10 protein-coding genes and 1 pseudogene are annotated in these 13,216 nt (G+C 44.9%); 6 read left to right on the top strand and 5 right to left on the bottom strand.

Annotated elements, in window-relative coordinates; all coding sequences use genetic code 11:
• Positions 1-41 precede the first annotated feature (41 nt).
• From B5G04_RS01945 to murI, 6 genes are all read left to right on the top strand, one after another.
• Positions 42-1,514, top strand: a complete 1,473-nt coding sequence (locus tag B5G04_RS01945) for a DUF6242 domain-containing protein (protein WP_143270413.1) — start codon at positions 42-44, stop codon at positions 1,512-1,514.
• A 16-nt stretch (positions 1,515-1,530) separates the two neighbouring features.
• Complete coding sequence (locus B5G04_RS01950; protein WP_087395461.1) at positions 1,531-2,274, top strand: isoprenyl transferase; 744 nt, start codon at positions 1,531-1,533, stop codon at positions 2,272-2,274.
• Positions 2,275-2,279: 5 nt separating this feature from the next.
• Positions 2,280-5,000, top strand: coding sequence for an outer membrane protein assembly factor BamA (bamA, locus tag B5G04_RS01955; RefSeq protein WP_087248432.1), 2,721 nt, complete (start codon positions 2,280-2,282; stop codon positions 4,998-5,000).
• 17 nt (positions 5,001-5,017) lie between these two features.
• A complete protein-coding gene (locus B5G04_RS01960; RefSeq protein ID WP_087211810.1) occupies positions 5,018-5,533 on the top strand; it encodes an OmpH family outer membrane protein in 516 nt (171 codons plus the stop codon).
• Positions 5,534-5,617: 84 nt separating this feature from the next.
• Positions 5,618-6,175: an OmpH family outer membrane protein gene (locus tag B5G04_RS01965; RefSeq protein ID WP_022040406.1), complete on the top strand. Its 558-nt coding sequence runs from the start codon at positions 5,618-5,620 to the stop codon at positions 6,173-6,175.
• 102 nt (positions 6,176-6,277) lie between these two features.
• Entirely contained in the window at positions 6,278-7,105 is an 828-nt protein-coding gene (gene murI / locus B5G04_RS01970) for a glutamate racemase (RefSeq protein ID WP_087395464.1), read from the top strand.
• A 62-nt stretch (positions 7,106-7,167) separates the two neighbouring features.
• Here murI and B5G04_RS01975 read toward each other — a convergent pair whose 3' ends face one another.
• The 5 genes and pseudogenes from B5G04_RS01975 to B5G04_RS19260 all read right to left on the bottom strand — a co-directional run.
• Entirely contained in the window at positions 7,168-9,762 is a 2,595-nt protein-coding gene (locus B5G04_RS01975) for a glycoside hydrolase family 2 TIM barrel-domain containing protein (protein ID WP_087395467.1), read from the bottom strand.
• 220 nt (positions 9,763-9,982) lie between these two features.
• Positions 9,983-11,317 (bottom strand): hypothetical protein, encoded by a 1,335-nt coding sequence (locus B5G04_RS01980; RefSeq protein ID WP_087395470.1) that lies wholly within the window; start codon positions 11,315-11,317, stop codon positions 9,983-9,985.
• Positions 11,318-11,525: 208 nt separating this feature from the next.
• Positions 11,526-12,125 (bottom strand): hypothetical protein, encoded by a 600-nt coding sequence (locus B5G04_RS01985; protein WP_143270414.1) that lies wholly within the window; start codon positions 12,123-12,125, stop codon positions 11,526-11,528.
• On the bottom strand, positions 12,085-12,561 hold the full coding sequence (locus tag B5G04_RS20710; RefSeq protein WP_343211140.1) for a M91 family zinc metallopeptidase: 477 nt from the start codon (positions 12,559-12,561) through the stop codon (positions 12,085-12,087). Before B5G04_RS20710 ends, B5G04_RS01985 begins: the two co-directional genes overlap by 41 nt.
• A gap of 51 nt (positions 12,562-12,612) precedes the next feature.
• Positions 12,613-13,176, bottom strand: a pseudogene (locus B5G04_RS19260) (RHS repeat-associated core domain-containing protein); the annotation flags it as partial.
• Positions 13,177-13,216: the final 40 nt, after the last annotated feature.

Below are 13,216 nucleotides of genomic sequence, written 5' to 3' on the forward strand. Positions count from 1 at the left end.
TTTCTACTTTTGCAACTTGTAATGCAAAGAATATACTAATAATGAAAATAAGATTTTTATCCATATTATTAGCAAGCCTGGCTTTAGCTACATTCTCAATGACATCTTGCCTGAATGATGATACAATAGAAGTAACCTATACCAACGAAACGAGCATCATCCATTTCTCGGTAGGGACACTATGGATGCAAAAAACCGGACAGGCTCAAGACGGAAGCGATTCCTTGTATATGGATACGTTGTCTATGTCGAATTATCCTTTCACCATCGACCAGCTGAACCGGACTATCGAAAATAAAGACTCGCTTCCGGTAGGGACCGACATTTCAAGAGTCGTTACCAACATCAATGCCGATTCTCCTTATATAGTATACGGCAAAATAGACTCGTTAGGTACCGAACCTGTAGATACGCTTTGGACCAATACCGACTCCATCAATTTTGCGGTGGCTCCTAGCGAAGGACTGACTTTCAAGGTTATGTCCTACAGCGGACGGATGGGAAAAGCCTACCACATAAAAATCAATGTACACCAGCAAGAACCCGATTCGTTGACATGGGACGAAGAAGCCTCACAACAAGCTTTCGTATCACAGAGCCTGACCCGCCAGAAAGCGGTATACACAGACGGACGTATCTACGTATTCGGACAAGACGGGGATACACCTGTCATCGAATATACTACGGTCAGTACCAACGGACAGGCAGACGGCTGGATTGCCCTCGACAATGTTCCGCAAGAAACCGACTCTTATTCGGCAATGGTATGGAACGGCACGGTTTATTTCCTTGCCGACGGTACCTTGTACGAACTTTCCGGTAGTGTTATCCAGCCTTCCTCCCTTCCTGCACCAGCATATCGCCTGAAGCAACTCCTGGCAAATGCCACTACGGCAAGCGGACTTTCTTACCTGTATGCCTACACCGAGGACAACCGGTGTGTGACCTACAACGGCACATCGTGGAGCGAAGACGGAGAAGGGAGCATTTTCCCTGACGTAAACCAACGTTTCTCGTTTGCGTCATTACCTGTTTCCTATAATTCCACCCTGACACGCGCCGTCGTATTCGGATTCCATCCCGATGCACTAGGGAATGAGTTCGGATTTGCAGCCAGCCGGCTAAATTCTGAAAACGATTGGATTGCTTACGACTATGCACAGGCCGATACTTTCTATTGTCCGAACATCGCCGACGGAACAATGATTTATTACGACAAGAAACTATATGCTTTCGGAGGATTCATCAACAGCCTTCCGCATAAAGAATACCGGCACCCGTTCAACACGTTCTTCGAGTCGACCGACAATGGTCTCTCTTGGAAACCTGTGACACGCTATGTCCGCTTCCCAAAGTCAGACTCATTCAAGCAAAAATACGAAGAAGGAGAATCACTGGGTGAAGGAAGCTACTCGTGTGTAGTAGATGAGAACAACTTTATTTGGATTATCTGGCACAACGGATATATGAGCAGAGGACGAATCAACCGGCTGGGATTCCTTCCCAAATGGTAGAAAAACGTAAAGCATCATGACATCATACAAGGACTTAATAGACAAATCACGGATTCCGGCACACATTGCCATCATTATGGACGGTAACGGGCGATGGGCTAAACAACGCGGTCATGCCCGCTCGTTCGGGCATCAGGCAGGTGCCGAAACAGTACATGTCATTGCAGAAGAAGCTGCACGGCTGGGAGTGAAATACCTGACACTTTACACCTTCTCTACCGAAAACTGGAAACGGCCTGCCGAAGAAGTGTCTGCCCTGATGGCTCTCCTTATGGATTCCATCGAGGAAGAGACGCTGATGAAGAACAACATCCGTTTCCGCATCATCGGCGAAAAGGACAAGTTACCCGTCAATGTGGCCGAACGCCTGCAACAATGCATCAAACGCACATCGGTCAATACAGGCATGTGTCTGGTACTGGCTCTCAGTTATTCATCGAAATGGGAGCTGACCGAAGCCGTCAAACAGATAGCAGCACAAGTGACGTGCCAGAAACTTGCCGTCGATGAAATAACCGACAAGACCATTGACCAGTATCTGGCAACCAGTTTTATGCCCGACCCTGACCTGCTGATACGTACAGGAGGCGAAATAAGGCTCAGCAATTACCTATTATGGCAATGTGCTTATTCTGAACTTTATTTTTGCGACACCTACTGGCCCGACTTCAAGGCAGAAGAATTTTGCAAAGCAATATACGATTATCAACAAAGAGAACGCCGTTTTGGCAAAACAAGTGAACAATTATTGAAACCCTAAAAAAGATGCGATACAGTTTTTTTCTTACTCTATTGGTACTGATATGTTTCAGCTTTCCGGCTATCGGACATGCACAAGAAAACAACGTGCAGGAAGGTCAGACAGATGAAGAGGACGGCTCTGCCTCTTTACACCACGATACACCACAGCCGGCAGAGCAATCGGAGACACCAGAGAACCAACCAGTCATTTTATATAACGGGACTCCCAAGAAATATGAAATAGCCGACATCAAGGTGGAGGGAGTGAAAAACTACGAGGATTATGTATTGATCGGTATCTCCGGACTTGCCGTTGGGCAGACCATTACCGTGCCGGGCGATGATATCACCGATGCCGTCAAGCGGTATTGGCGCCACGGATTGTTTTCGGATGTCCGTATTTCGGCAGATAAGATAGAAGGAAATAAAATCTGGATCCGCATCGAACTGACCCAGCGTCCGCGTATCGCCGACATCCATTTCAATGGTATCAAGAAAGGTGAGCGTGAAGACTTGCAAAACAAGCTCGGCAATATGGTGAAAGGTATGCAGATTACGCCCAATATGGTAGACCGTGCCAAAATCATCATCAAGAAATACTTTGATGAGAAAGGGTTTAAAAATGCCGAAATCAACATTATCGAACGCGAAGCCCCCAATGACAAGGAGCAGGTGTATGTTGATGTAAACATTGACAAGAAAGAAAAGGTAAAAGTCCACAAAATCACGATTGACGGCAATACGGTATTGACAGACAAGAAGTTAAAGCGTGTGATGAAAAAGACCAATGAAAAAGGTAAGCTCATCAACCTGTTCCGCACCAAGAAATTCATCGATGAACGTTACGAAGAAGATAAGCAGAAAATCATCGAAAAATACAACGAACTGGGCTATCGCGATGCTGTCATCGAAGTGGACAGCGTATCACCTTACGATGAAAAGACGGTAGATGTATATATGAAGATATACGAAGGCAACAAATATTACCTACGCAACATTACATGGGTGGGAAATACCGTCTATCCTTCTGACCTGCTGAACGAACAATTGCAGATGAAGCATGGTGACGTATACAACCAGAAGTTGCTGGACGACCGCCTTTCGAATGATGAAGATGCCATCAAGAACAATTATTATAACCGTGGTTACGTGTTCTCGAACATCGACCCGGTAGAAGTGAATATCGATGGTGACTCCATCGACCTTGAAATGCGCGTGATGGAAGGTCCGCAGGCAAGCATCAGCCATGTACGCATCAATGGTAACGACCGTTTGTACGAAAACGTCATCCGCCGTGAACTTCGTACCCGTCCTGGAGACTTGTTCAGCAAGGAAGCCTTGGAACGTTCGTACCGTGAAATCGCTCAAATGGGGCACTTCAATCCTGAAACCATCAACCCACAGGTACAGCCCAATTACGAAGATGGTACGGTAGATATTAATTGGGGACTGGAATCGAAAGCGAACGACCAGGTAGAATTTTCAGCAGGATGGGGACAGACAGGTATCATCGGTAAGCTGAGCCTGAAATTCACCAACTTCTCGTTCGCCAACCTGTTCCGCAAGAATGACAACTTCCGGGGATTCCTGCCGCAAGGTGACGGACAGACCCTTACCATCAGTGGCCAGACCAACGGACAATATTATCAGGCATACAGTATCTCGTTCCTTGACCCATGGTTTGGCGGTAAGCGCCCGAACTCACTTTCAGTATCCGCATTCTATTCTGTACAGACCGATATCAGCAGCCAGTATTACAACTCGGCTTACATGAACAACTACTACAATTATCTGTACGGATGGGGATACGGCAACTATGGCTATTATGACAATTACGAATCTTACTACGACCCTGACCGCTCCATCAAGATGTTCGGGTTCTCGGTAGGATGGGGAAAACGCTTGCGCTGGCCCGATGACTATTTCACGTTCATGGCAGAATTGTCCTACCAGCGCTTTATGCTGAAAGATTGGAGTTACCTGTATATCCGGTTGAACAACGGGGAATACATGAACACAGGTAATTGCAACAGCTTGAGCTTGAACCTGACTTTGTCGCGTAACTCTACCGACAATCCCATTTTTCCACGCCGTGGTTCCGAGTTTACCGCTTCGTTGCAAATCACGCCGCCTTACTCGCTCTTCAGCAACAAAGACTATTCTACTTACGGAAGAGACAACTACGACGAGGCAGCAAGTATGTTTAAATGGATTGAATACCACAAGTGGAAATTCAAATCGAAGACTTATACCGCTTTGATGGATATCCAGAAGTGTCCGGTCATCATGACCCGTGCTGAATTTGGTATCTTAGGACACTTCAACCGTTATAAGCGCTCTCCGTTCGAAACCTTCTATGTCGGAGGTGACGGTATGACAGGATACAGTTACAACTACGCATCCGAAACCATCGCCCTACGTGGATATGAGAACGGTTCGTTGACCCCCTACGGAAGCGAAGGATATGCTTATATCCGTCTGGGAGCTGAACTCCGCTACCCGCTGATGTTGGAAAACTCTACCAGCATCTATGCCTTGGGATTTGTAGAAGCCGGAAATGCATGGACGGATGTAGCAGACTTCAATCCGTTCAAGCTGAAACGTTCTGCCGGAGTCGGTGTACGTATCTTCCTGCCGATGATTGGTATGATGGGTATCGACTGGGCATACGGTTTCGACAAGATCAACGGCTCTACGCAATACAGTGGAAGCCAGTTCCACTTTATTATCGGACAAGAATTTTAACCTAAAGACCCAAAGATATGAAAAGATTGATTTTCTCTGCAGCACTGCTTGTGATAAGCCTCTGCGCGGCACAGGCACAGAAATTCGCGTTGATAGACATGGAATTTATCTTGAAACATATCCCTGCCTATGAACAGGCAAACCAGCAAATGGAATCGCTGTCCCAACAATGGCAAAGCGAAATAGAAGCCAAGAGCAACGAAGCCAAAGCCTTGTATGAGGCTTACCAGAAAGATGCCGCTACGCTGACCGATGCACAACGTACTGCAAAAGAAGAAGCAGTTGTGGCAAAAGAAAAAGAAGCAGCCGAACTCCGGCAAAAATATTTCGGTCCTCAAGGCGAAATGATGAAGAAACAACGGGAACTTGTCGCTCCTATCCAAGACAACATTTATAATGCTGTTAAAGACATTGCTATGGAGCAGAATTACGATGCAGTTATTGACCGCGCCTCGGCACAAAGTATGATTTTTGCCTCTCCGCGCATTGATATCAGCAATGAAGTGCTCTCACGCTTAGGATATTCAAATTAATTTTATACATTTGCAGCCGTTCTCTTACGAGAACCGCAACAGGAACAAAAACAATAAATTAAAAACTAATAGAAAATCAAGATTATGTTGAAAAGAATTGCTTTATTATTGCTGCTCGTCGCTCCGATGAGCTTGTTCGCGCAAAAGTTCGCGCATTTTAAGTCTATGGACATCATCCCGGTAATGCCGGAATATGCCAAAGCCCAAACTGATATTCAAGCTTTGCAGAAACAGTACGAAGACGAAATCAAACGTGCTTCAGACGAGTTCAGCAAAAAATTTGCAGAATACCAACAAGAACAAAAGACACTTCCGCAAAACATCCAGGAACGCCGCCAGAAAGAATTACAGGAAATGCAGGAAAAAGGTATACAGTTTCAGCAGGAAGCACAGCAGCAGCTGCAAAAAGCTTATACTGATATGATGGATCCGATTTACAAGAAACTGGAAGATGCAGTAAAAGCTATCGGTGCAGCTGGCGGATACACCTACGTTTTCGACCTGAACCGTACGGACATCCCTTACATCGATGAAAACGTATCGAAAGATGTTACCAACGATATCAAAACCAAGTTGGGTATCAGCCTGACTGCAGTACCGGCAACACCGGCTGCATCCGCAACTACTACTCCGGCAAACTAATCTCCTTCTGTTTATTCACCGCAGATTAACACAGATTCTCGCAGATTAAAACTTTACATTCTGCGCCAATCTGCGTTAATCTGCGTTTCTGATTTAAATATCATGACAACCACAGGACCCATCGGCATCTTCGATTCCGGCTACGGAGGGTTGACTATCCTTGACAAAATACGCAGCCTGCTTCCTCAGTACAATTATCTCTATTTAGGCGACAATGCCCGTACCCCCTATGGCACACGTTCGTTCGAAGTGGTATACGAATTCACTTTACAGGCGGTACGAAAACTCTTCGAGCTGGGATGTCCATTGGTTATCCTTGCCTGCAATACAGCTTCGGCAAAAGCACTCCGCAGTATCCAGCAACAAGACCTTCCACATCTCGACCCAGCCCGCAGAGTACTGGGCGTAATACGTCCTACCGTAGAATGCATCGGCAACTTGACTCAAACCCGCCACGTAGGGTTGCTTGCCACCGAAGGTACTGTAAAGTCACAATCCTATCCGTTAGAAATCCACAAGCTTTATCCCGAAATCCGATTGACAAGTGTATCCTGTCCCATGTGGGTACCATTAATAGAGAATAATGAAGCCCAAAGCCCTGGTGCCGATTATTTCGTACAAAAATACCTCGACCGCCTGCTCTCCCAAGACCCGGAAATAGATACCATCATTTTAGGCTGTACTCACTATCCTCTTTTGTTGGATAAAATCCGTTGTTACACTCCGTCACACATCCGCCTGATAGAACAAGGCAAATACGTAGCAGCCAGCCTGAAAGACTACCTTATCCGACATCCGGAAATACGGACCCATTGCGAAACGGGAGGGAATTGTCTTTTCCTTACTACCGAATCGGTAGAAAAATTCCGTGAGTCAGCCCACGTCTTTCTGCATCAGGAAGTGCAGGTGCGTACCATTGCATTAGAATAAAGAAATAAACACTGCACACAGCCTCATGAGCGTATGCAACCGTGTGCAGTGTGTGTTATGTGTCAGTATAATTGTCCGCGTACCTCCACTTCAGCAAGCTTCGGTGTCACGTATCTTTCAGAATGAGGAAAACTGATACGAAGATAATGCATTTTTACCTGCCTGTCACTTTTTATCAGGTCCGAATCTAGCGGAACATGGTTGCCGGTCTTATCCGAAACCACGATCCAGTCTTTATTGTTCTCAGACACTTCAATCTTGTACTGATACGGAGCTGCACCTGCAAACCGGACACAAACCTCATCCAACATCAAGAAACGTTCCGTATCAAGTGTCCAATATACCTTTCGGTCTGAATTTTCAGGTTCCCACCAAGTATCAAGCTTACCATCAGCAGCATATCCTGTGGCATGTCCCTGTGCAGCACTGCTACCAAAAGCTGGGTTATTCAATCCGAAACTTTGCATTTTATGCTGTTTCTGCAAAGCAAAGGGAATATAAGGACGATTTTTCACTTGGGGAGTCTCTCCTTCTTGATATACGGGAGCTCCGGAAAATGTCAGTTTAACGCGAGCCGGCTCCAAGCCTGGTGAAGTAGCTTCAATGACCGATTCGCCTGCATAATAGGAGCGAAAGGCAATCGCTGCTTTTCCATCCATGATACGAATGTCACTATCCGCTTCAAACAGGATGCTGCTACCGGTAGGAAACTCGCCCGGTCCCGATAGCAAAGTCAGCCTGACAGCCGGCGAATTGCTCAGTTCTCTGCCTGTTTCATCGAGAACAGTTACCGTCAACTGAACATCGTCCGTACCGTCGGCCCTGATGCCGGTATATTGCGAGGCTTCCAACCGTAACCTTGCCGGAATGCCTGACACACTCCATATCGGAGGGGCTATATTGGCATAAGCATTCCGGTACCAATACCAAGAACGTTTCGGAATGCGGAAATAATCAACAATTCCCATTTTGCCCATTTCTTCACCAAAGATACTTCCGTGGTCGAACCCACACCAGATGGCTTGACCACTCCGCCATTCTACACCTTTCCAGGCGTCATTTTTCTGTAAGTCTCCCCATCCCGGGATATATTCGCCCGGCCGGTCGGATGTTGTGCTTCCGTATTCCGTTACCATATTCGGTATAGGCGGCTGCTGAAAATCAAGAATGGTACTTCCATCACCGTTATACCCCACAATATCTCCTATCAAGTCAATGCGCTCTGTTCCCAACGGACGCTGTGCACCGCCTATGGCAGCAGGACGTGTCGGGTCAAGCTGGTGTGTACGAGCCACCATTCTCTCCAATAGTTTTCTTATCCCATGCATTGTTTCCGGTGCAGTAAAAAAAGGCTCGTTGCACATGCTCCATGCGATAATGGAAGGATGATTACGGTGGATACGTATCATTTCCTCCAACTGCTGCAAGACATTTTCTTCAAATTCTTTGCAGTCCTCCTGGCGGACTGGATAAGCACTTGCTGTCCAATATCCGTCTTTCTTTTCTCCTGCCGTAGCCCAAAAGGGAGCTTCCGACCAGAAAAGCACACCTTCTTCATCACAAGCTTTCGAAAATGCGGGAGAATGCGGATAGTGAGAGCCGCGGATCATATCAAAACCTGCTTGCTTAACCAAAGCCACATCACGGCGTGCTGCAGCATCGGTCACAGCATCACCCCATCCAGCCTGGTCTTGATGAACATTTATTCCTTTAAAATACAAATGTTTCCCATTCAGAAAAAAACCGTGGTCTTTTGTCCATTCAAACCAACGGAAACCGAAGGACGTTTCCTCTCGGTCTATCAGCTCATCACCTTTGAAAAGCAGACTTTCCAACTTGTACAAGACCGGATGTGACGGGTGCCACAGGAAAGGATGCTCTATTCTTTCTGTTTGCTGTTTTACAACCTGGTTCGTATTGCCTTTCAATTGTATTATCTTTTGTGCGGATGCGATAATCCTGCCTTCAGATGACAGAATATTGGAAACCAAACGGAAATTGCCAGTTTCAGGCTCCGAATGACAAATCTCCGTTGAAATGTCCACAATTCCATATTTGCCATTACTTACATCAAGTCCCGATGTCGTGACAAATGTTCCATACCAACCGATATACGTAGAAGATTTCAACACTAAACGGACATTACGGTATATACCTCCGCTAAAAACATGTTCCCCACCGCGCGGTGCCACAGTGGGTTGCCATAAATTGTTAACCCGTATTGCAAGCACATTATCTCCTTTTTGTGCCGCATCAGTTATGTCAACCGAAAACCCTGTATACCCCCCGCAATGCCGGTCTATAAACTTTCCGTTTAAAAAGATTTCCGCTTCCTGAAAAACACCGTCAAACTCTAGAAAGATTTTTCCCGAGAGATTCCTTTCTGTAAAAAACACACGCTTGCGGTACCACCCATATCCGGTATAGAAATCTTTCGACATAAAATAGGGAATACTAAACGAATGAGGAATCCCAATGGTCTCCCAGTTATTGTCGTCATAATCCGTCTTTTCGGCTCCTTGCAAGTCTCCTTGCATATACTTCCATTCCCGGTTCAGATTAATGACCTCACGAGGAGAATAGGCATATCCCACACTGCAAAAACAAAAAAGTACCCAAAAATTTATTGCCCATAAACAATGCCTCATAGTAAACATAGTTTTTATATTTGTGATTATAATCTAAATGAATATCCTCAAAATACCAGTAGATAAAAAGAGTCAGAAGGAGTTATGCCTTCGGCAGGAGTCAGAAACAGGTCTATGGGGCTTTAACTTCTGGACCAAGTGATAACTCCTGTAAAACATAACTGCTTTTAACTCCTGAGTCAAATCAAAAAAAGATCCGTGTCCGTTTGTCAGCCGTTTATGTAATACCTCATCTGTCCGAATCAAACGTGACCTTGCTTGGCAAATTTAAACAATTATATTGAATACTCGTAATGTTCTTATTCAAATCTTTCGTCAGGTTGCCATTTTTGTCATACGTGTACTCGTTTGTCTGCTTTACAGCATCTTTAAACTCGAAACCGTTGTTGTAAGCCGTGGCAGTTGTGGCATCATCCACCCGTGTTATCAGATTGCCGCTCAGCGTATAGGTCAGGTTGTCTATCAAGTCGTAACCGGTTGAGGAGGTCTGCCCGTAACGCTGCAAGCCCTTGATATTCCCGTTCAGGTCATAATCCGTAACCTTTTCCGTGAAACGGTTGGCGTTGCTACCGATATTTGTGACTTCGCCGTATGTAGCAGAAGTCAGCCGGCCCAAACCGTCGTAGGCAAACTTATACCCCCTTATCACGCTTTCATTGCCGGCCTTCCAAGTCATGCTGCTGATATTGCCGCCATATTGCGGTGTACCATTACCCGTATTATAGTACAGGTTCTGCGTCAGCTTGCTGCCGCTGATGCCTGTCAGCCAGTCACGGATGTTGTAGCTGTATGTCAGTTTGTTGGTTGCGCTGCCGTGCAGGCTTTTCGTTTTCAGCCTACCCAGTTCATCATACGTATTACTAGCCAACGTAATTTCGGCATTGCTGTTCAGCTTATACTTCGTCATTGTTAACCGGCCTGCATGGTCGTATGTATAGGTATAAGTCTCGGTCTGTGTCGACTTGCCGCTGGCGGTATGCACGTGCTGACGCTTCACTGGGTCGCCGATGAAGTTATAGGCGACATACTCCACATCCGTTCCGCCCAAATGGTTCGTGCTCCTCGTCTGGATGATACGGCCGCGGTCATCGTAATAATAAGCCGTGTAGTCGTATCCTGCCACACCCGACGCATCCAGTCTTGCCGTAACCGTACCCGTCAACAACCCCTTGTAGCCGCCTGTATAACGGGTGCCGTAGCCAGAAGGGGGAGTGGCATAATTCAATGAAGTCGGGACGCCGTTTTTCCCGATAAACGCATAGTCGTCGTAGAAGTTCACACCGTGAAGTGTTGCGTTATTTAACGTCACGCCCGAAACCGTATGCCCGTACAGGTTGTTCGAGGCATTTGTGCGCTTCGCTTCCGTCACAATGTTAATGAACGGATAGTCATCGTAATAAAACATATTCTTGCAGACGCCTTTCAGCAGGGTGCGTCCGAACACATCAGGAATTGTAAACGTCCACTCGCCACGCCCGCGCTGCTCACCGTCCTGAGAAAACACAAGACGTTCACCCTTGTCATAGATGTAATAAACGGCATCACAGCCGGGACGCTTCTCCATGATGCGCTTTGTAACGACAGATGTACTTACCTTTTAAGTTAACAGAAGTAAAAATACAGATTAATAATTAATTAAGTTATTGTTTGGATTTCAAAACTACCGTCCACATAGAACAATCCTCTTATTCTATTTTCAAGATAAATCAAAAATAGAACAAGAGGATTGAACAAATTACCATCTTAAATTCAAACTAATTTTTATCATCCCTTTAAGGCATATTTGATATTCTATCCGCAAGTACAAATGTTATAATAGGCACTTCATCACTTATCAAATAGGTCATGTATATTTTATGCAAAGACAATAAGTAGATAATATAATCTGTTTCAGACTTACTCCAACGATTGGATTTATATTCAGGGATGTAAGATATTTCATCTAAACACCAAGATTCACCTTTCCATTGAAAACAATTTTCTATTATGCCTTTAATTCCTTCATTACGATAGATTGAATCTATTCGAGGAACTACTATAATACGATTTTGTAAAGCTTCTTGATAGTAGGCCAAAGAAACATGAACAGGTAACTTTTGCTTAAACGCATCATACACTATCTCGCCTGCCTCAGCCGCATCCACTCCATCATGTTTACATATTTCCTCAACCAATGAAATACAACTCTCACACGCCAATATAATAGTAGAATCTGCTGTACAAATTTGTACTGGTAAAGGAATCTGCTGTCCATAGACACCCCAATTTTTAATTTCCCGTTCAAAAGCTATTTCCTTGCAGCCACTACATACTACGGTCAAAAACAGACAATTAGTTATCAATATTTTCAAAATACTTTTCTCTTTTTTCATATCCTAAAGCTTCTCTTATTTTATTTTCCAACATCAATGAAGTACGTTCATTCTGCTCCATTTTAGTTTTTTCAACCTTATCTTCTTGTATGACTTTTTTTACATCAGAAGAAACAGCCTTACCATCCATCAAATCCTTTAAGTGTCCCATTTCATGTGCTAAACCAATTTTAGGATCACGTACCACACCATCCGGTCTCTCTTTCATATCAGGATCATAATATAAAGTTGCACCTTGACTTTCTCCTGGCACGATTTTTTCATCAGGAATAACATAGTTGCCAATTTTTGTTCCTTTGGGAGATTCCGATAAAGGAAGTACATCAAATACCAAATCACTATTTTCTAATTCTGCATAAACAGATTTAACGGTAGAATTAAGCTCATTATTTTGTTCAAACTGTTCAGAAACCTTTTCTATAAATTCAATTTTCATCCCGAGTGCAACACCTAAACGCTGCCAAAATGTTCCAATCCTTATCTTCTTACCATCCGGATCAACAAACCGAATGGGATCATTTAAACAATAACCGTAAGGTGAAGTCGAAGAATACTCTTCCGCCAACGGGTCAACACTCACAAACCTTCCCAACGCCGCATCATAATGCCGTGCACCGTAATCATATCAGTTCAAGCCGTTCTTATTGTCGAACTCCTTACCATTATACTTATACGGCTGGACATTGTTCGTTGCCGCGAACACCTCGCCGAAAGGATAGTAATGGTTCGTTTCCTCGACCGTCCCCGTTGAGCTGATGACCACACGGTTATTCCCCTGATGGTCTTTCAGATAATAATGGTATTTATTATCCGCCAAAGTAACATAACCCTCTTCCGTCAACAGGTATTTCTGACTGCCGTTTTCATAGACCACATTCCCGCAATAGTCTGTCGTGGTGGCCGTACTCCCTGTCTTATGAACCGTGCGAAGCTTTGTGCCATCAGCCGCATACAGATAGGTTATCGTACTTCCGTCTTTAAACGTGACCTTGCTCGGCAAATTTAACGAATTGTATTGAATAGACGTAATATTTTTAGAAGCTGTTTTGATTTCATTCGATAAATTTGTTAAGGGCAGAGTCAACCAGCGA

The sequence above is a fragment of the Bacteroides sp. An51A genome, assembly GCF_002161565.1.
In the GTDB taxonomy this organism is placed as follows: domain Bacteria; phylum Bacteroidota; class Bacteroidia; order Bacteroidales; family Bacteroidaceae; genus Phocaeicola; species Phocaeicola intestinalis.

Coding starts and splice junctions, on each gene's coding strand:
- B5G04_RS01945 (WP_143270413.1), top strand. CDS start 42: ATGAAAATAAGATTTTTATCCATATTATTAGCAAGCCTGGCTTTAGCT.
- B5G04_RS01950 (WP_087395461.1), top strand. CDS start 1,531: ATGACATCATACAAGGACTTAATAGACAAATCACGGATTCCGGCACAC.
- bamA (WP_087248432.1), top strand. CDS start 2,280: ATGCGATACAGTTTTTTTCTTACTCTATTGGTACTGATATGTTTCAGC.
- B5G04_RS01960 (WP_087211810.1), top strand. CDS start 5,018: ATGAAAAGATTGATTTTCTCTGCAGCACTGCTTGTGATAAGCCTCTGC.
- B5G04_RS01965 (WP_022040406.1), top strand. CDS start 5,618: ATGTTGAAAAGAATTGCTTTATTATTGCTGCTCGTCGCTCCGATGAGC.
- murI (WP_087395464.1), top strand. CDS start 6,278: ATGACAACCACAGGACCCATCGGCATCTTCGATTCCGGCTACGGAGGG.
- B5G04_RS01975 (WP_087395467.1), bottom strand. CDS start 9,762: ATGTTTACTATGAGGCATTGTTTATGGGCAATAAATTTTTGGGTACTT.
- B5G04_RS01980 (WP_087395470.1), bottom strand. CDS start 11,317: ATGGAGAAGCGTCCCGGCTGTGATGCCGTTTATTACATCTATGACAAG.
- B5G04_RS01985 (WP_143270414.1), bottom strand. CDS start 12,125: ATGAAAAAAGAGAAAAGTATTTTGAAAATATTGATAACTAATTGTCTG.
- B5G04_RS20710 (WP_343211140.1), bottom strand. CDS start 12,561: ATGAAAATTGAATTTATAGAAAAGGTTTCTGAACAGTTTGAACAAAAT.